This is a genomic window from Rhodanobacter sp. BL-MT-08 (genome assembly GCF_054161255.1).
Map to the genome: position 1 here is coordinate 703,804 of NZ_CP167872.1, position 20,125 is coordinate 723,928.

General features: G+C 64.5%; 8 protein-coding genes. 3 read left to right on the top strand and 5 right to left on the bottom strand.

All coding sequences use genetic code 11. The features are described 5' to 3' along the window. Positions 1-24 precede the first annotated feature (24 nt). The 5 genes from ACDK93_RS02800 to ACDK93_RS02820 form a co-directional block, all read right to left on the bottom strand. Positions 25-291: an acyl carrier protein gene (locus ACDK93_RS02800; RefSeq protein ID WP_458071069.1), complete on the bottom strand. Its 267-nt coding sequence runs from the start codon at positions 289-291 to the stop codon at positions 25-27. A gap of 67 nt (positions 292-358) precedes the next feature. Further along, complete coding sequence (gene asnB / locus ACDK93_RS02805) at positions 359-2,299, bottom strand: asparagine synthase (glutamine-hydrolyzing) (protein ID WP_458071070.1); 1,941 nt, start codon at positions 2,297-2,299, stop codon at positions 359-361. Positions 2,300-2,323: 24 nt separating this feature from the next. Beyond that, positions 2,324-2,977 (bottom strand): J domain-containing protein, encoded by a 654-nt coding sequence (locus ACDK93_RS02810; RefSeq protein WP_458071071.1) that lies wholly within the window; start codon positions 2,975-2,977, stop codon positions 2,324-2,326. Between the two features lie 113 nt (positions 2,978-3,090). Next, positions 3,091-4,104 (bottom strand): cupin-like domain-containing protein, encoded by a 1,014-nt coding sequence (locus ACDK93_RS02815; RefSeq protein ID WP_458071072.1) that lies wholly within the window; start codon positions 4,102-4,104, stop codon positions 3,091-3,093. Next, positions 4,098-5,096 carry a methyltransferase, TIGR04325 family gene (locus ACDK93_RS02820; protein ID WP_458071073.1) on the bottom strand — a complete coding sequence of 333 codons (999 nt, stop codon included), beginning with the start codon at positions 5,094-5,096 and terminating at the stop codon, positions 4,098-4,100. Before ACDK93_RS02820 ends, ACDK93_RS02815 begins: the two co-directional genes overlap by 7 nt. A 132-nt stretch (positions 5,097-5,228) precedes the next feature. Here ACDK93_RS02820 and ACDK93_RS02825 point away from each other — a divergent pair, with 132 nt between their 5' ends. From ACDK93_RS02825 to ACDK93_RS02835, 3 genes are all read left to right on the top strand, one after another. Next, complete coding sequence (locus ACDK93_RS02825; RefSeq protein ID WP_458071074.1) at positions 5,229-6,107, top strand: hypothetical protein; 879 nt, start codon at positions 5,229-5,231, stop codon at positions 6,105-6,107. A gap of 269 nt (positions 6,108-6,376) precedes the next feature. Then, positions 6,377-13,636 carry a hybrid non-ribosomal peptide synthetase/type I polyketide synthase gene (locus ACDK93_RS02830; protein WP_458071075.1) on the top strand — a complete coding sequence of 2,420 codons (7,260 nt, stop codon included), beginning with the start codon at positions 6,377-6,379 and terminating at the stop codon, positions 13,634-13,636. Further along, a complete protein-coding gene (locus ACDK93_RS02835) occupies positions 13,633-20,106 on the top strand; it encodes an amino acid adenylation domain-containing protein (protein WP_458071076.1) in 6,474 nt (2,157 codons plus the stop codon). Before ACDK93_RS02830 ends, ACDK93_RS02835 begins: the two co-directional genes overlap by 4 nt. Positions 20,107-20,125 lie beyond the last annotated feature (19 nt).

Consider the following 20,125-nt stretch of genomic DNA (forward strand, 5'->3'; position numbering starts at 1 on the left):
CATGGATCAGGCGAAGCGGCGGCTTCAAAGTGCGCCTTGCAGACGCCCGACGAAGCGCACCATGTTGTTCACAGTATCGAAATTTTCCGGCAGCATTTCGCTGGCCTTGACCTGGATACCGAATTCCTCTTCGAGGAAAAGAATGATTTCCAGCACGCCGGTGGAGTCGATCACCCCGCGTTCCAGCAGCGAATCGTCATTCGGCAAATCGGCAGGATCACTGCTGAAGAGCAGATTTTCGAGAATATAGCCGCGGACCTTCCCCTCGACGGCAGCAGCTTGGCTGGACATGACTTTTACGGCCCCTTAAACGCAAAATTCGATTGATGAGCATAACGGATTTCAACCAGGCAACGGGCTAAGCCGTTGACGCGCGCAGAAAGTGGTGGTCGAGCAACATGGTGGAGAGAATACCGACAAAGGCCTGATTGTCGGCAAAGCCGATGGCCGCGCCGCGTCGGCATTTGTCGAAGAGCCGTTGCACCATTCCCGCGTCGAAATATCCGGCCGTCCGAATGCGTTCGGCGCTCATCAAATCGTCGACATAGTCCAGCGGCGCGCCGTCGAAAAAGAAACTCTGGCTGTCAGGCGCGCGGTACGGCTGTTTGGTACGTCCGAGTATGTCCTCAGGTAGCAAGCCGGCAAGCGCCCTGCGCAGAAGGTATTTCTCAGTGAGTCCACGGATTTTCCAGCTGGGGGGGATTCTTGCGGCAAATTCGATCAGCCGATGGTCCAGATAGGGGAAACGCCCTTCGACGGAATTCGCCATCGCGACCCGATCGCCCTGTGCTGGCAGCAGGTAGGCAGCGAGCAGGGATTTTGCCTCCACATACTGGTCGCGTGACAAAGGGCTCCACGACATGATGTTGGGCGGCAAGCGCTGCTCATACCAGCGCAAGGCGTCCCAGTCGCCCAGGCTGCCACGCAGCTCGGGCGACAGAAAAGCCAATGCGCGTTGCGATGTCATCCAGCGCGGTGCATGAGCAAAGATCGGGCGTCCGATATGTTCCATGCCGCGTCCGAAAAATGACTGGGCGAGCGCAGGACTGGCGACCGGCGAGTGACTCAGATAACCATATAGCCGGCCGAGAATTTCCGGTCGCCATTTGGAGTTTGGCTGACTCGCCCAGAAGCGGCGAATCTTCGCCTCCTTGAAGAGGTCGTAGCCGGCAAAGACCTCGTCCGCACCTTCACCCGTGAGTACGACCTTGTAGCCGGCCTCGCGCACGCGTCGAGACAACAGCATCAGTGGCGTGGCCGCCGTCCGCAATACGGGCGCTTCGGTATGGCGTATCAGCCGTGGAAACGCCTCGCCGATATCGCGGCGCGAGCATTTCAGAGTAGTGTGATCGGTGCCGAGGTGCCGCACCATAGCCGTCTGGTGTCCGCTTTCATCGTATTCAGCGTCGTCGAAGGCGACCGAAAACGTACGCACTGGCGTCTCGCTAAAGCCGCGGATGAGCGCCACGATGGCGGAGGAGTCCAGTCCGCCACTGAGGTAGGCCCCGACGGGAACATCGGCACGCAGCTGCAGGCGGACCGCATCGATCAGCAGGTCGCGAAGCTCGCGGGCCGCTTCTTCGATCGACGCGTGTTTTTTCGACAGGCTGGTTTCGATCGCGGAGGGAAAGCTCCAGTCCCAATAGCGGGTGAGTGTCTCCCTCTGATCGGCTTCGACGCTCAGCACATGTCCGGGCTCCAGGCTGCTGATGCCGCTGAACAACGTATCGGGATCGGCGGGCCCCCAATAGCTGAACGTCTGCACCAGACCTGATGGATTGAGCGTCGCGCATTGGGGCAGTACGGTGAGCAGCGACTTGATCTCCGAACCGAACCACAGAGTGCCTTTAGCGCGTGCGTAAAACAGCGGACGAATACCCGCGCGATCACGCGCGAGCAGCAAACGTCTTTTTTCTTCGTCCCACAGCGCGATGGCAAATTGGCCGTTCATATGTTCGACGAAACCATCGCCATATTCGTCGTATAAATGCACGATGACTTCGGTGTCGGACTGCGTATAGAAACGGTGTCCCCGCTTTTCCAGCGTGGCGCGCAACTCGCGATAATTGAAAATCTCACCGTTTAATACCGTCCAGACGGTGCCTCGTTCGTTATGGATGGGCTGGTCGCCGGTGACCAGATCGATGATCGACAGTCGCGCGTGCGCCAGGCCGATATCTGGTCCGACATGGAACCCATAGCCGTCCGGCCCGCGGTGATGCAGGGTGTGGATCATCTGCTCAAGTTTGGGGCGTGCGTCAGCCGGTGATGTTCCAAAAAATCCCGCGATTCCACACATGCTTGGTAATTCCCGATCGTGGGATCAGTTGCCGAGAGGCTGAGGTTGGGACGTTGACGTTTTCAGAGGGTGCATGGGGGAGCTGTACCAGTCGACGACGACGCCGTTCTCGAATCGAATCCAGGATGGCCCGTATTCCCAGCGGCTGTTGCCCGTGGTCATGGGTTCGCCTTCGATGCCGCGGACTGTATCGGTCGCCATACCGATCTCGATCGACGCATGCGAACTGACCACCGGTTCATGCATCGCGGAGTGCGGATCTGCAGGGGATGCGACGCCCGTTGGCGAATCCTGTTCGGCGTCGTCGGAGAACCAGTCGGGATTTCGCATCAACCCGACGAGACCCAGTGCGAACGCGAATGTCAGCAACGGCCAGTGCGAACGATGTCCGGGCGCTTTTGCCGCAGCGTCGGCAATGACCGGCCCGGCGACGGCCCCGAGCGATGGCGTGAAAAGTGCGCCGGGGAGGCGGCCGTGGCGACCCTTGAATTCCATTGCTGCCGAATAAAGCATGGTCAATTGCTGCAGACGTTCAGAGGCTTCCCGCGAGACGCCGCGGCGGTCCGGATGTAGAGCAGCAACGCTTCGACGATATGCTGTCTTGAACTCAGCAATGTCGCAGCCAGGCCGCACGTTCAACAGTCGATACAAATCGACAAAATTTGTGTCCCGGGCCACGTGTTTCCCCTGAGCATTCAGAGCGATCGAGAAGCCGAAAAGCCGGGTCGCGGTATCCGGTATGACCAGTAACCGTGAACAAGCGTGGCCGATGTTGAAAAGGCGTTCTTAAACTATTTCCAGTGGCTCATTGACCATGTGCGGGAATCGCCAACATCGCTGCTGCGAACGGGTGCCAATCGTGCGATACGCGCCACCACTCCGTTTGGCGTTGATGTTTCTCTGCCGGGCAGCCGCTCGAGTGCCGAAAGAGCGATGCCGAGGCCAGTCATGTAGGCTTTTTTCGCCATGCGCTTGAGTCTGTCCGGGCCTTTGGCCGGCTTGCAGATCTCCCTGACATAGCCCTTCCAGTTCGAGGCGTCGTACATGTTTTGGCAGATGGATATCGACGGTGTCAGCACCCTGGCCGCATGCCACCAGCGCGCGGGAACAAAGACCATGTCGCCGGGATGTAGCACCGTATGGTGTTGGGTGGCGCGCGCGAAAAGCGGGAATTCTTCCAGATCGGGGCGCTGCAGATCCGGGATGCGCGACTGGTTGGGCATATCCTGCTTGGGATAAAGAAACGACGCGTCGGCTGGCGAATAGAGTATGAATTCCTTGTCGCCATAAATCTCGGTTATCGCCGCGTGCGCGTTTTCGCCGTCGTAATGCAGCACGGGGAAATGGCCGCCAGTGCCGCCGATCAGCAGTTTCAGATAGCCGTCCGGACGCCTCCAGCGGCCCGGCATCAGCGGACTTGCGAGACGCCGCGGGAACGCATAGGGGTTCTGCGGTTCTAGATCCGTCAGCAGTTCCGGCAGGTGTGGTCCGATAAACAGGCGATACATGTAAGGACCTGGCGCATCTTCGCGCGAGGCCATCACCGCATCGATGAACGCGCTGAACGTCATCTTTTCGCCGTAGCTGATATTGACCTGCTTCGAGCCGAACCTGTTCTTGAAGAACTCCGGCGTCCAGCGCTTCATCGCGGGGAATGCCTGACCGGCGCCTTCCACGACGACCGGCAAATGTTTCTCGACGTACTCCTGCAGGAACGCCTCATAAGAAAGCTCCGCCGCTTTACGGCGAGCGACCGGCACCTGTTTGTTTGGCGGCGCCGTGCCCGGCGGGATCGAATTCACCATGTCGCTACTCGGTTTGCCTGCGTTGACGAGGCCCCGGCCGTACTGTCGGCCAGGTCGGTTAATGGCGCGGTGCTTGCGTGCTGCAAGACAAAGCCCGAGTAGTGGCGAACTTCGTGCTTCGGTGAAAACGGGATATGGCAGTCGCGCTCGAAGCTCTGCCACTGGTCAATGATGGTGTAGCCGAGCGCTTGCATCGTGGCTCGGAAGTTCGTCACGGACATGACGTGATAGGGGGCAAACGAAAACCCCATGTTCTGGATGGTGAAGAAATCCAGCGTCGAATGCATGGGCGTCAGGTTGACGATGACAAAGCCGGGGCGCTGCGGCAGGCTTCCGAGCAGATCCTCCAGGGAGTAATCGAGATATTGCAGCGTGCCGAGTATAAGCAGCACATCCTGGCCGTTGGTTTCCGCGGCCGTCGTGGTAAAGCCCAGTCGACGGGACGGATCGTGGTCTTCCGCCCATTCCCGACCGGATTTGACGACGGCAGGGAGATCGCAAACCGTCCACCGCAGATCGGCGGGGAGCCGGCGATAGCGCTGGACGGCGTAATAAAAAAGTCCAAAGTGGCCCCCAAGGTCAAAAAACCTTCGCCGACGCTGGTCCATCAGACGCGATATCCAAAGCAGCACCGGATATTCGCTGACCGTCAGTTCGTTTACCCGATGGCGATACCTTGCCGCTGCCGCCGCGTTGTCGAAGCCCGCGGCGAGGGTCTTGGGCATGTGCTTCATGGCCTCGGCATAACTGGAATACACGCCGCGGTAGTGGTTGCCGCCGCGCTGCCGCTCAAAAAAACGGTCGTAGACCCGCCGAGCCAGCCAGCGCAACGGCGGCAGCTTGACGGTTTCAATCAGAATCCCACGCAAGCTCATGAGCCCACCTAGCTGGCAGCGAGTCCGGCAACGTTCGGCCTTCTTTCCTGTCTGGAAAGAGTCCGGGCAGAGGCCTGCATCGACAAGTCGTGTCCCCTCGGACCGATCGTATCGCACTTAGCACAATTCTGGTGTTATTGTCTGCGCGACATATCACGAGTTTTTAGTATTTAGCCAATGCTTCGGAAGCAAGGCCTGGAGCGTTGCGGCGTTACCGATCAGAGCATTACCGATCAGGGTGGGGTTTCCATGGACGAGCGAAGCAGGCATCTGGCCAACCGTCGCTGCAACAGACGCCGTTTCAAGATCGCCCTGTTTTCGATCGCGTCGATGGCTTGCGCTTTTGCTGCTGTGACGCCGCCTGCCCGGGCGGTGAAGCTGGGTGCGCATACGTTGCTGACCCAGGCTGACGGCTTGGGAACAGGTGTCGCCACGAGCGCGGCTCTCACGACGCAGGCCAGCGGTAGTTCGTTGCTCGTTCTGGTGGGCGGCTACACAAATAACCGGAGCGCCCCGACCGACAGTTACGCGAACGCCTGGAAGCCCACTGGCCCGGCGGTGGCCTATCGGGGTTTCGAGCGACGGTTCAACGCCAGGGCCTATGTTGCGCTGGACGCAAAGGGGGGCACGCGCCACACCGTCAGCTTCGTCAAGGACGGCACGCCAGCCGGAGAAATAACCGCGCCGTTTGTCGAGATCAGGCATGCGGGAACGCTGCAGGCGGTGGCGCAAAGCTATCCGGCGCCTGGCATTGCCGCGCGAGCCGCCCGCAGGCTGGCACGGATCTGGCACGTCGATGGCGTCGGTAATTCGCACTCAACGGTTACCAGTGACCCGGTCAACACAATCGGGCCGGCGACGCTGGTGGCGGTTTGGTGGGGCGATTCCCGTGCATTGAACATGACGGTGGTTCCGGGCGACGGCTTCAGAGTGATCGAGCGCTATCTCGCTTTGCCGCGGGAAAGCGGGGTGCAGTGCGCAGTTGCCGTCAAGCAGGTTGCTGCGGCGGGAAGGTACGACGTGACCTGGACGGCATCACCGGCTCAGGGAGCCATCCTCTGGCTGTTCGCCTTTCAGTCCCGCCGTCAGCAGGTGGTTTCGGCAAACGATTTGAAGAGCGCGGGTTAGCAGGCGTGCTGTGGCATCGCGCAGGGGTCGAGCGGCCCGGACGCTGCAAAGGATAGGAAGCGTCATGATCAATGAGCGGTATCCGCGACATCGGGGGCGGACATGATGGACATCAATCAGGATCGCTGCTTTGTGGGCGCCGACGGGTTTGACCTGACGCCATCTCGTGGCCAGGCCGCGCGATGCGACGCTGTTGTCAGATGCGGGTCTCGCCAGCCGAACGAGGCGTCGCGGACCCGCGTGCCGTCAGGATGCCACAGAGCCTGACCATGACAGGGCCACTCAGCCATAGGCCTGATGCTGCGGTCACACGTACCTGTTTGCTCGATGTGCTCGTGCGCGAGGACATCGGAACCGAGGTGTTGGCGTCGGGCCACTTTTCCTGGGAGCTGGCCGGTTCGATCTGGGTATCGATTGAAACCCGTGCCAATCGTCTGAGTATCTCTGCGGCGTCAGTACGACGCGCTGCGCTGGCGTTGCTTGAATCGCGATTGACCGGCGAATCGCAGATCGCCATTCAGTCGGCTGATTCACGGACGGGCGTGGCGGTTTTCGCGATTCCCGCCGGTGGTGCAGTCGATGCTTGGCTCATCGATAGCGCGCGTGCCGGGCAGGCGCCCACGAGTCCGGGCGCAGCCGGCCCGCCTCCCAGCGTCATCGGTACGTGGGTATCCGACGTTGCCGCGGGGCCTGTGGATACCGTTGCTCCGGGCCTGGTGTGGTCGATCGAGTGCGGCGAACGCGTGCTGTTGAGTGCGGCATTTGCCCAGGCACAGTTCGATCCTGGCATGGTCGCCGTGCTGACGAAAGGATTGGCGGCGGTTCTCGAGGGTCTTTCGTGCGCAGGGCATCTCGAAGACATTTGGGCCATCAACGCCGACGAGCGTCGGCGCATGGCCAGCGAGTGGCAGGCCAAGACTGTCGCGCGAAATCCGCAAGACAGCGTGCACGGCTTGTTTGCCGAGGTAGCACGACAGCACGCAGGGGATGCGGCGATCGTCGGGTCCAATGGCGAGATGAGTTACGCCGAACTCGACGCCCGCGCCAACCGCGTGGCGGTGGGTCTGCTGGCGATGGGCGTGGTTGCCGGTTCGCCGGTAGCTCTGCTGATCGAGCGATCGGCAAACGCCATCGTGGCAATGCTGGGCATCCTGAAAGCGGGCGCGGCCTACCTGCCGCTCGATCCTTCATATCCGCCGGAACGGCTCGTATTCACGATCAACGATGCGCGTGCGGGCGTCGTCATTGCACCGGACAATGCGGGGGAAATTGAGGGGATATCCGCGCGCCGGGTTTCGCTTCAGCAGCTGCAAAATCGCGCAGGATCTCTCACCTTGCCTGCGCGTGATGGCGAGTCGCTGGCCTACGTCATGTATACCTCCGGCTCTACCGGCACGCCGAAGGGGGTCGAGATCGCACACCGTTCGATCATCCGGCTGGTGCGCGATGTTCGCTATGTGAACTTTGGCAGGCAGCCGCGCGTGCTGCACGCTGCGCCGCTTGGTTTCGATGCGTCCACCTTCGAGGTGTGGGGCGCGCTGCTCAACGGCGGCACCTGCGTGATTCACAACGAGCGCATTCCCAGCGGTTTTGGTCTGGCCACCACCATCAAGCAACATGGCGTGCAGATCGCCTGGCTCACGGCCGCGCTGTTCAACGCCATCGTGGATGGCGATGCGCGTGATCTGCGTGGCCTGGCGCAACTGCTGATCGGCGGCGAAGCCTTATCGGTCGCACACGTGCGCAGGGCTTACGCGGCGCTCCCGGACACCACGATTATCAACGGCTACGGCCCGACGGAATGCACCACCTTCGCGGCGACGTATCCGATACCGCGTGATTTGATGGCCGGCGTTCGCTCCATTCCTGTCGGCCGAGCGATTGCGAACACCACATTGCACGTGTTGAACACGCGTGGCGACGCCGTTCCGGTGGGCGTGATCGGCGAGCTGTTCATTGGCGGCGCGGGCGTGGCGCGCGGCTATCTGGCGCGTGCCGAACTCACTGCCGAGCGATTCGTTTCCGGTCTTGCGGTAGCGCCGGGCGAGCGTCTTTACCGCACTGGCGATCTCGTGCGCTGGCTCCCCGAGGGCGTGATCGAATTCGTGGGCCGCGCGGATGGTCAGGTCAAGATTCGCGGCTATCGCATCGAGCTCGGTGAAATCGAGGCCGCTTTGCAACGTATTGACGGCGTGCGCGTCTGCGCGGTGCTTGCACGCGAGGATCGGCCGGAACAAAGGCGTCTGGTGGCGTATTACGCGGTTGACGGCCATGCCGTCGAAGAGGCGATCACCGTGCAGCATCTGCGCGCGCAGCTCGCTCGCTACTTGCCTGAATTCATGCTGCCGACGATTTACATGCAGCTGGATGCGCTACCGGTAACCGCCAACGGCAAGCTTGATCGTTGCGCGCTGCCGGCGCCGAATCAAAGACGGGCGGAGCTGGCGCTGCCTTACGTCGCCCCGGTTGGCGCGATCGAGCAGAAGATATGCGATCTGTTTGCCGAGCTGCTGGTGCTCGATCAGGTTGGGCGCGACGACAACTTTTTCGAACTCGGCGGCAACTCGCTGCTGGCGATGTCGGCCGTGGCGCAGATGCGCCGTGGATTTCCCTCATCGCCATCGATCATCTCGTTCTTCGGCGCGCCCACAGCGGCCGCACTGGCTGCGATCATCAACGACGGCGGAGCCCATCCCCATATCGATGTTCGCATGGCCCGCGGCAACCGTTCGACAGGCGATGAGCCAATCGCGATCATCGCGATGGCCGGGCGATTCCCGGGCGCAAGCAATGTCGATATGTTCTGGCGCAACCTGTGTGCTGGCGTCGAGTCGATCACTTTCTTTGAAGCGGATCGACTCGACCGCGCCATATCGGCCAATCTGCGCAACGATCCGGCTTATGTCGCAGCGCGAGGTGTCATCGACGGTGTGGAGAATTTCGACGCCGCGTTCTTCGGTATTCCGCCGCGCGAAGCCGAACTGATGGACCCGCAGCAGCGGATATTTCTCGAGCTGTGCTGGGACTGTCTTGAGCGCGGCGGCCAGATACCGGACGCGCACGACGGGCCGGTCGGCGTGTTCGGCGGCATGCACAACGCCACGTATTTTCAGCAGCATCTGCTCACGCGTCCGGACCTGATCGACAAGCTCGGCGCGTTCCAGGTAATGCTGGCCAACGAGAAGGATTTCTTCGCCACGCGCGTCGCGCATCGGCTGAATCTGACCGGTCCGGCGATCAGTCTGAATACCGCATGCTCTACCTCGCTGGTGGCGATCTGCCAGGCCGTCGATGCGCTGCGGGCCGGGCGCTGCGAGATGGCACTGGCCGGCGGCGTATCGATCAACTGCCCGCCGCGCAGCGGCTATCTCGCGCAGGAGGGCACGATGCTGTCGCCGGACGGCCACACGCGCAGCTTCGATGCCGATGCCGGCGGTACCGTATTCAGCGATGGCGCCGGCGTGGTGCTGCTCAAGCGGCTGTCCGATGCCATGGCCGATGGCAATCCGGTGATTGCATTGATCCGCGGCGGCGCGGTCAACAACGACGGCGCCAGCAAGGCCAGCTTCATGGCGCCCAGCAGCGCGGGGCAGGCCGCCGTGGTGGCGATGGCGCACGCCGACGCACGGGTCGACGCGCGCAGCATTTCCTATGTGGAGGCGCACGGCACGGCGACGCCGATCGGCGATCCGATCGAGCTGGAAGGGCTGACCAGCGCATTTCGCCGCGGCACCGCCGACCACGCGTTCTGCCGCATCGGCTCGGTCAAGAGCAACATCGGGCATGTGGTTACCGCCGCAGGCGTTGCCGGTGTGATCAAGACGGCAATGGCGCTGAGCGAGAAAAAAATTCCCGCGACGCTGCATTTTCGCGCCGCCAATCCGGTCATCGATGTCGCGCAGTCGCCGTTCGTGGTCAACGATCAGCTGACCGACTGGCCGGCGACCGGCGAAGCCCGTCGCGCCGGCGTCAGTTCCTTCGGCGTCGGCGGCACCAACGCGCACATCGTGCTGGAAGAGGCGCCGCCATTGCCGCCGTCGGATGTCGCGGCCGGACCGGCGTTGCTGCTTTTGTCCGCGCGCAGCGTGCCGGCGCTGGCCGCCGCTGTGGCGAACCTGTCCACGCATCTTGCGGCAAGGCCCGACACCCACCTCGCCGACGTGGCCTGGACGCTGGCGATCGGTCGAAAGTCGTTTGCGCATCGCGTGGCGGTTGTTGCCGACGACGTGCAGGCTGCCGTGGCACAGCTCAACGGCACGCACATGTCGGCCGCGGTAGCGCGCAGTCATCCGGCGCGCCCGAGCGACGTGGTGTTTCTATTCCCGGGGCAGGGCGCGCAGTACGCGGGCATGGGCCGCGAGCTGTATGCCGGCGAGCCCGCGTTTCGGGCGGCATTTGATGTCTGCGCCGACGGTCTGCGTGAGGCGCTTGGCTTCGATCTGCGCGAGCGCGTGTTTGCCGACGATGCCGAAGCGCTGCTGCCCACCGCCGTCATGCAGCCGGCGACGTTCGCAATCGAGTACGCGCTGGCCAAACTCTGGATGAGCCTCGGCATCACGCCGGTGGCCATGATCGGTCACAGCGTCGGTGAATTTGTCGCCGCGACGCTGGCCGGCGTCTTCGAACTGCGCGATGCGCTGCATCTGGTGGCGCGGCGCGGCGCGCTGATGCAGGCGCAGCCGGGCGGCAGCATGCTGTCGGTGCGCCTGTCGCGGGCCGCACTGGAAGCGTGTCTGCCGAGCGGACTGTCGCTGGCGGCGGAAAATGCGCCGGGCGCGTGCGTGGTGGCCGGCCCGCCGGATCGCGTGGCTCCATTCCAGCAGCAGCTCGAAGCCGACGGCATCGCCTGTCGAGCGCTCAAGACCTCGCACGCGTTTCATTCGGCGATGATGGACCCGGTGCTGGCGCCGTTCCGCGCCGAGGTCGAAAAAGTTAATCGCCAGCCGCCGCAGCTCGCGCTGGTTTCCACCGCGACCGGCGACTGGCTGTCCGCCGACGAGGCCGTCTCCGACGATTACTGGACCGAGCATCTGCGTCGGCCGGTGTGCTTTTCAGCGGCGCTCGGCCGCGTGCTCGATGCACCCTCGCGCGTGCTGCTGGAAGTCGGCCCGCGCGCAACCTTGACCACGCTGGCCCGGCAGCACCTTGGCTCGCCGCGTCACGCGGTGATGCCGGTGGCGTCGCTGGGCGATGCGCCAGCCAACGAAGTCGCCGCTTTTCGTCACGCCGCCGGTCAGCTCTGGTGCCGCGGCGTGGCGCTTGATGTCGCCACGCTGGATCGTCGCCAGTCGCGTCAGCGGCTGCTGCTGCCGACGTATCCATTCGAGCGGCAGCGCTACTGGGTCGAGGTGGCGAGACCGACCACCGTGGCTACCGTCATTCATCCCGCGCCGGCGCTGCCGGCCGCGCCGACACGTATCGAGGATTCCGCGATGTCCCCAGCCACGACTCCCGCCGTCGATCGCCGGCCGCGATTGATCGCCGAACTGAAGTCCGCGTTCGAGGATGTGGCCGGCATCGATATGGCGGACGCCGACGCTGCCACACACTTCATCGAATTGGGCCTGGACAGCTTGATGCTGACGCAGATGGCCATGCATCTGTCCAAGGTGTTCGCGCTCAAGATCACTTTCCGCCAGCTGATGGCCGACTATTCGAGCCTCGATCAGCTCGCCGGGCTGCTGGACGCGCAGCTGCCCGCTGAAGCGGCCGCGCCCGCGCCGGTCATCGCGCCGTCCAGCCACCCGCCGATCGCGACCGCGCTCAGCAGCAGGGAGGGCAGTTATCTGCAGCAGGTGATCGACCAGCAAATGCAGCTGATGGCGCAGCAGCTGGCGCTGCTGGCTGGCACGAGCGCCGCGCCCGTCGCTGCCATTTCTCCGGCAACCACGCCGGTGGCCGCATCGCCCGTGGCTGCGGCATCGCCATCGCCAACCGTGGCCGCCCCGGCCGTCGATGAAGAGGCCGCGCTGGCGCACACCCGCTACGACATCAAGAAAGCGTTCGGCGCCATTGCGCGCATCGACAACGGCAAGTTCGAACTCACCGAACGCCAGCAGGCCAAGCTCGATCGTTTTATCGAACGCTACGTGGCGCGCACGCGGAAGTCCAAGCAGTACACCGAGGCGCACCGGCCGCACATGGCCGATCCGCGCGTGGTCAACGGCTTCCGGCCGATGCTCAAGGAGATCATCTACCAGATCGTGATCGAGCGCTCCAAGGGTTCGCGGCTGTGGGATCTGGACGGCAACGAATACATCGATGCATTGAACGGTTTCGGCATGAGCCTGTTCGGCTGGCAGCCGGATTTTGTGCTCGACGCGGTGCGCCGCCAGCTCGATCTGGGTTACGAAATCGGCCCGCAGCATCCGCTCTCCGGCGAAGTGGCCAAGCTGGTGTGCGAAATCACCGGCCACGATCGCGCGGCCCTGTGCAACACCGGCTCGGAAGCCGTGCTCGGCGCGCTGCGCATTGCGCGCACGGTGACCGGGCGCAGCACGATCGCGCTGTTCACCGGCTCGTACCACGGCATCGTCGATGAGGTGATCGTGCGCGGCACCCGCAAGCAGCGCGCAGTGCCGGCGGCGCCAGGCATTCTGCGCAACACGGCCGAGCACGTGATGGTGCTCGACTACGGCACGCCGGAGTCGCTGCAGATTCTGCGCGAGCACGCGCATGAACTCGCCGCCGTGCTGATCGAACCCGTGCAGAGCCGCCGCGCCGATTTTCAGCCGGTGGAGTTTCTGCGAGAGGTGCGCGACATCACCACGGCGTCGGGCACGCTGTGCATCTTCGACGAGATCGTCACCGGCTTTCGCGCGCACCCTGGCGGCACGCAGGCGATGTTCGGCATCCAGGCCGATCTGGCCACCTATGGCAAGGTCGTCGGCGGCGGTTATCCGATCGGCGTGATCGCCGGCAAGCGCGAATACATGGATGCGCTCGACGGCGGCGCCTGGCAGTTTGGCGACGACTCGATACCCACCGTCGGCGTCACCTATTTCGCAGGCACGTTTGTGCGCCATCCGCTGGCGCTGGCCGCGGCCAAGGCCGTGCTGGAACACATCAAGGCAGAAGGCCCGGCGCTGCAGGAACGACTCAACGTGCGCGTGGCGGCGATGACGGACGAGCTCAACGCGTTCTGCCGCGACGTCGGCGCGCCCATCGCGATCAAGCAGTTTGCCTCGGTGTGGAAAACCCAGTTTCTGGAAGATCATCCGCTGCAGGATCTGCTGTTCGCCATGATGCGCAGCCGCGGCATCCACATTCTCGACAACTTTCCATGCTTCTTCACCACCGCGCACAGCGAAGCGGATTTCGTGGCGATTGCCAAAGCCTACAAGGACTCGGTGCTGGAGCTGCAGGAGTACGACTTCCTGCCGCGCCACGCCGCCACGCCGCGCACGGTGATGGACGCCAGCCAGCCGCCGGTGCCCGGCGCGCGGCTCGGGCGTGAACCGGATGGACGTCCATGCTGGTTCGTCCCCAACCCCGAACAGCCTGGCAAATTTCTGAAGGTTGGCGCGTGAATCCCAACGAATCCCCCGCATCGACCCTGACCGAGGTCGACTACGACCCCTTTGCCGTGGCGATGACGCGCGTGGTGCCAAGCACCGAGGCGCAGCGCGAACTATGGCTGGCCGCCAAACTCGGCGTGGAAGCCTCGCTGGCGTACAACGAATCGGTCACCCTGCGCTTTCACGGCGCGCTGGATCACGCGGCCTTGCGCGCGGCGCTGCAGGCACTGGTCGATCGCCACGATGCGCTGCGTGCAACCTTCGGCCCGGATGGCGAAACGTTCTGCGTTTTCGACAGCGTCGAACTCGCCTGGCATGAAACCGATCTGACGACGCTCGATTCTGCGGCACAGGACGTTGCCTTCGCCGAGCGCCAGCGCCTGACGGTGGAAACGCCGTTCGACCTGGAACAAGGCCCGCTGTTTCGCAGCGAGCTGGTCACCCGCGGCGTCGATGATCACACCCTGCTGCTCACCGCGCACCACATCATCTGCGACGGCTGGTCGTGGTGGGTGATCGTGCGCGAGCTGGCTGCCCTCTATGCCGCGCAAGGCGTGGGGGAAGCGGCCCGGCTGCCGCCGGCCGAATCGTTTGCCGACTATGCGCTGCAGCTGGCGGCGCATCCCGACCAGCGTGCGCTGGCCATCGATCAATCCTATTGGCTCGCACGTTATGCCGATGGTGCGCCGGTACTCGACCTGCCAACCGATCGACCGCGGCCGGCGCTGCGCTCGTTTGCTTCGGCGCGCATCGATTACGTGCTGGACGCCGCGTTGGCGACCGCGATCAAGCGCCTCGGCGCGCAGCGCGGCGCCAGCCTGTTTGCGACGCTGCTCGGCGGTTTTGCGGCGGTCCTTGCGCGCGTCGCTGGCGCCGACGACGTGGTTATCGGCATTCCCGCTGCCGCGCAGGCGGTGGATGGTCACGACAATCTGGTGGGCCACGGCGTCAGCCTGCTGCCGCTGCGCTGCGCGATCGACCCGGCCGCGCCGTTCACGCAGCTGCTTGATGCATCGCGCGACACATTATTGGATGCGATCGAACACCAGCAGTACACCTTCGGCACGCTGCTGAAAAAACTCGGTACGCCGCGTGATCCGAGCCGGCTGCCGCTGGTCAGCGTGCTGTTCAATATCGATCAGGCGCTGGACCTGGAAGCCACCACGTTTCCGGGGCTGAGCATGAGCTTTGCCAGCACCGCGCGCCGCTACGAGAATTTCGAGCTGTTCATCAACGCCGTGCAGGAGCATGGCCAGCTGCGGCTGGAGTGTCAGTACAACACCGCGCTGTTCGATGAAGCCACCGTGGGCCGCTGGCTGGCAGGCTACGAGACCCTGCTGCGCGCGGCGGTCGAGCGATCCGGGTCGCCCATCGGCGAGCTGCCCCTGGTCGGCGAAGCCATGCGCCGGGAGCTGCTGGCGTTTCAGCCCGCGCCAACGCCGTTCAACACGCGCCTAGGCGTGCACGAGCTGTTCGAGGTGCAGTGCGATCGCACGCCCGACCGCGCCGCCGTACGCTGCGGCGATCACGCGCTGAGCTACGCCCAGCTCGAAGCGCGCGCCAATCGCATTGCGCATCAGCTGCGCCAACACGGCGCGCATCGCGGCACGCTGGTCGGCATTGCGCTCGACCGCGGCGTCGACATGCTCGCCACCGTGCTTGCGGTGCTGAAGACCGGCGCCGCCTATGTGCCGCTCGATCCCGGGTTTCCGGTGGATCGACTGAACTATGTCGTCAGCGACGCCGGCCTCGCCGTGCTGGTGACGCAAAGCGCGCACGTGGATCGCTTTGATCTGCGCGGCCGCCCCGTGCTGGCGCTGGATCATCTGGCGGCCGAGCTCGACGCGATGCCCGTCACCCGGCTCGTCAATGACGCCATCGCCACGGAGGCGACCGCCACGGATGCGATCGCTTATGTGATCTACACCTCCGGCTCCACCGGTCAGCCCAAGGGCGTGGAGATTCCACACCGCGCCGTCGTCAATTTTCTTGCCAGCATGATCAAGCGGCCGGGCCTGCACGCCGATGACCGGCTGCTGGCGGTGACCACGCTGTCTTTCGATATCGCGGTGCTCGAGTTGTTCGGTCCCCTCGGCGTCGGTGCCGAGGTGATACTCGCCACGCGCGAGCAGGCGATGGACGGCGCCGCGCTCGCAAGCCTGCTCGCGACAAGCCGTGCGACGCTGATGCAGGCCACGCCGGCGACCTGGCGCATGCTGCTGCAGTCGGGCTGGCGGGGCGACGAAAATTTTCGCGCGCTGTGCGGCGGCGAGGCGCTGGCGACGGATCTGGCTGCGCAGCTGCTGCGCGGCGGCTGCGCGCTGTGGAATCTATATGGCCCGACCGAGACCACGGTGTGGTCGACCTGTGCCCGGGTCGACCGCGCCTCGCAGCGCATGTTGATCGGCATGCCGATCGACAACACCACGGTCTGGGTGCTGGACGAGCAGCGCGGGCTCTGCCCGATCGGCGTTCCCGGCGAAATCTGGATTGGCGGCGCCGGCGTCGCCCTTGGCTATCGTCATCGTCCCGAGCTGACCGCCGAACGCTTCGTGGCCAATCCCTTTGACGGTGTGCCCGGCGCGCGTCTGTATCGCACCGGTGATCGCGGCTGCTGGCTCGGCGATGGCACCATCGAGCATCTGGGCCGGGTCGATTTTCAGATCAAGCTGCGCGGCTTTCGGATCGAGCCGGGCGAGATCGAGGCGCATCTGGTCAGTTCGGCGCAGGTGGCGCAGGCGCTGGTGATGGTGCGCGAAGAGGTTGCCGGTGACGCGCGCCTCGTGGCTTACGTCGTCGCAGCAGCCGGTGCGCCGATCCAGGAGGCGACGCTGCGCGATGCCCTGCGCCAGGCGCTGCCTGACTACATGATTCCGCAGCATGTCGTCGTGCTGGAGGCCATGCCGCTACTACCGAACGGCAAGATCGACCGCCAGCGTCTGCCGGCGCCGTTCGCCGTTACTGCAAGCGACGCCGTGCGTATCGCGCCACGCGATGCGCTGGAGCAGCAGATCGCCGACGCGATGGCCTCGGCGCTGGGCTGCGTCGACCTGAGTGTCGATGACAACTTCTTTGAACGCGGTGGGCACTCGCTGCTTGCGGCACAACTTGCCGCGCGGCTCAGTCGCGATAGGGGTATGACCTTGCCAATCCGGACCATCTTCGAAGCGCCGACCGTGGCCAGGCTCGCCGCCGAGATTCGCGGCAGCAGCGCGGCGTCCACGCCGCAACGCGTCATTCCGCGGTTGGCCGAGCGCCAGCGTGCGCCGCTGTCGCTGATGCAGCAGCGCCTGTGGTACATCGAACAGCTCAACCCCGGCCGGGTGGTTTACAACACGCCATCGGCCCATCGCCTACGCGGGCCGATGAACGAGGCCGCGTTCGAAAATGCGCTGCGCGAGACCGTACGACGTCAGCCGGTTCTGCGCACCTCGATCGAGCCGGATGAAGCGTCGGCGATCCAGCGCATCCACGACGCCGTCGAGGTCAGCCTGCTGCCGGCCATCGATCTCTCCAGCCTGCCCGTGATCGAACGCGAAGCGGAGCTGCAGCGCCGCCTCGATGCGCTGACCGCCGAGCCGTTCGACCTCGCCGTGGCGCCGCTGTTCCGCGTGCGCCTGTTCCGGCTGGACGAACACGAGCACGTGTTCTTCTTCATGACGCATCACATCATCTGGGACGGCTGGTCGTTCGACATTTTGTACGACGAGCTGTCGCATGCGTACGAAGCGTTCTGCGCCAACCGGCCGCCGTCACGCGCGCCGCTGGCGGTGGAGTACGCCGACTTTTCGGCGTGGCATCGCGACTGGATGCGCGGTGACGAGCTGACCCGCCAGCTGGATCACTGGAAGCAGCGGCTGTCCGGCGACATCGAAGCGCTGGCCCTGCCGATCGATCATCCGCGGCCGGCCCGTATGTCTGGCGCCGGTGCTACCGAATGGATACGCCTGCCGAGCACGAGCGTTCAGGCCGTGCGCGCGCTGGGTCAGCGTGGCGAAGCGACGCCGTTCATGGTGCTGCTCACCGCGTATTACATCCTGCTTTCCCGGCTCAGCGGGCAGCTCGAGGTGGTGGTGGGCACGCCGGTGCGCGGGCGCGACGCGGCGGAGCTGGAGCCGATCATGGGTTTCTTCGTCAACGCGCTGCCGCTGCGGGTGCAGGTCGACCCGCGCGCGTCGTTTCTCGACGTGCTGCAGCTCGTGCGCGGCGTGGTGCTCGACGCCTTCGCCAGCCCTGACGTTCCGTTTGAAACTCTGGTGCAGTCGCTGAAGCTGCCGCGTGATGACAGCCGTCCGGCGATCTATCAGGCCATGTTCTCGTTTCAGGACGTGCGCCAGCGCAGCCGCTCCTGGGGCAATCTGCAGCACGAGCATCTGCCGCTGTTCCAGCACGGTGCCGCCGACGATATCGGCCTGTGGTTTATCGAGCAGGAGCAGGGCCTGCTGGGCGGGCTTACCTACAATACGGACATCTTTACGGCTGAAACGGCGGCGCGTTTTTGCGGCCGCTACGAAACGCTGATCGCTTCGGCTCTGGCCGATCCGCAGCAGCCGGTAGCCACGCTGGAACTGCTGGCGGCGGACGAACGGGAGTGTCTCGATCGCTGGAATGCCACGTCGGTTCCGCTGCCCGATCAGCGCCTGCACACGATGTTCGAGGTGCAGTGCGATCGCACGCCGCTGCGCGTGGCCATTCGCTGCGCCGATGAGTCCATGACATACGCCGAGCTCGATGCGCGAGCCAACCGCGTGGCGCGACTGCTGCGCTCGCACGGGGTCGGCCGCGGTGCGCTGGTCGGCATCGCGCTGGATCGCAGCCGTGACATGGTGGCAACCCTGCTTGGCGTGCTCAAGGCCGGCGCGGGCTATGTGCCGCTGGATCCGGATTTTCCGAGCGGTCGCACCACCTACATGATCCAGGATGCGGGTCTTGCGCTGCTGCTGACCCAGCACGCGCTGGCGCCACGATTCGCCGGGCACGCGGTGCCGGTGCTCGAACTCGACCGTCTGGGTGAAGCACTCCAGGCCCTGCCGGCGGCACGTCTGGAGGCCGACGCCGACATGGCCACGGCCGAGTCCACCGCGTACGTGATCTATACGTCGGGCTCCACCGGCCAGCCCAAGGGCGTGGACATTCCGCATCGCGCGGTGGTGAACTTTCTCACCAGCATGATCGAACGTCCCGGCCTGCGCAGCGATGATCGGCTGCTGGCAGTGACCACGCTGTCGTTCGATATCGCCGTGCTCGAACTGTTCGGGCCGCTCAGCGTCGGGGCCGAGGTGATCCTGGCGCGTCGGGAGGATGCACTCGACGGCGAGACTATCGGCGCGTCGATCGCGGCGAGCGGCGCCACGCTGATGCAGGCGACGCCGGCTACCTGGCGTGTGCTGCTGCAGTCGGGCTGGAAAGGCCGCAAGGGATTCCGCGCGCTGTGCGGCGGCGAGGCGCTGGCGCCGGATCTGGCGAGCGAGCTGCTGGCGTGCTGCGACGAAGTGTGGAATCTCTACGGACCAACCGAGACCACGGTGTGGTCCACCTGCTGGCGCGTGCAGCATCCCGAAACCGGCGTTTCAATTGGCACGCCGATAGCCAATACCCGCGTTTGGATACTCGATGCGCAGCATCAGCTTTGCCCGATCGGCGTGCCGGGCGAAATATGCATTGGCGGCGCCGGTGTGGCGCGGGGCTATCACGGTCGACCGGAGCTGACCGCCGATCGATTCATCGCCAATCCTTTTGCCGATGGCGGTTTTGCCAGCGACGCCGCAGCCATGCTGTATCGCACCGGAGACCGCGGCCGCTGGCTGCCCGACGGTACGCTGGAGCATCTGGGCCGGCTCGATTTTCAGGTCAAGATTCGCGGCTTCCGCATTGAACTGGGCGAGATCGAAGCGATAGCGCGCAAAGAGGCGGCAGTCGCCGACTGCGTCGCCGCGGCCTACGATGTCGCCGCGCACGATCGCCGGCTGGTGCTGTACGCCGCGTCGAATGAATCGGAAGCGACCCTGCTGCCGCGGCTGCGCGCGCAGCTGGTGGCCAGCTTGCCCGGCTACATGCAGCCGCAGCATCTGATCGTGCTGCAGGCGCTGCCGCAAACGCCGAACGGCAAGGTCGATCGCCAGTCGCTGCCGGCGCCGGTGGTAGTGGCCAGCGCCGATGCCGAGCAGAGCAGTGCGCCACGCATCGTCGATATGCGGCAGCGTTACCTGGCTACGGTGTGGTGCGAGCTCATCGGCACCGATGCAGTACAGCCACACGACAATTTTCTCGACGTCGGCGGTCACTCGCTGCTGGCTGTGGAGATGGCCGCACGGGTGCGTCGCGAAACCGGCGTGCGTCTTAACTTGCTGGAGATCGCCACCGGCACACTGGCATCGTTGGCGATGGAGTTGCCGGAGACGCCCGGTGCCGGTATGGATACATCGGCATCGAAAGCCGGTTCGCTTGGCAGGCGCCTGCGCCGCCTGCTGGGTTTTGGCTGAGATGACCGTGATGTCCCGG

Coding starts and splice junctions, on each gene's coding strand:
- ACDK93_RS02825 (WP_458071074.1), top strand. CDS start 5,229: ATGGACGAGCGAAGCAGGCATCTGGCCAACCGTCGCTGCAACAGACGC.
- ACDK93_RS02830 (WP_458071075.1), top strand. CDS start 6,377: ATGACAGGGCCACTCAGCCATAGGCCTGATGCTGCGGTCACACGTACC.
- asnB (WP_458071070.1), bottom strand. CDS start 2,299: ATGTGTGGAATCGCGGGATTTTTTGGAACATCACCGGCTGACGCACGC.
- ACDK93_RS02800 (WP_458071069.1), bottom strand. CDS start 291: ATGTCCAGCCAAGCTGCTGCCGTCGAGGGGAAGGTCCGCGGCTATATT.
- ACDK93_RS02815 (WP_458071072.1), bottom strand. CDS start 4,104: ATGGTGAATTCGATCCCGCCGGGCACGGCGCCGCCAAACAAACAGGTG.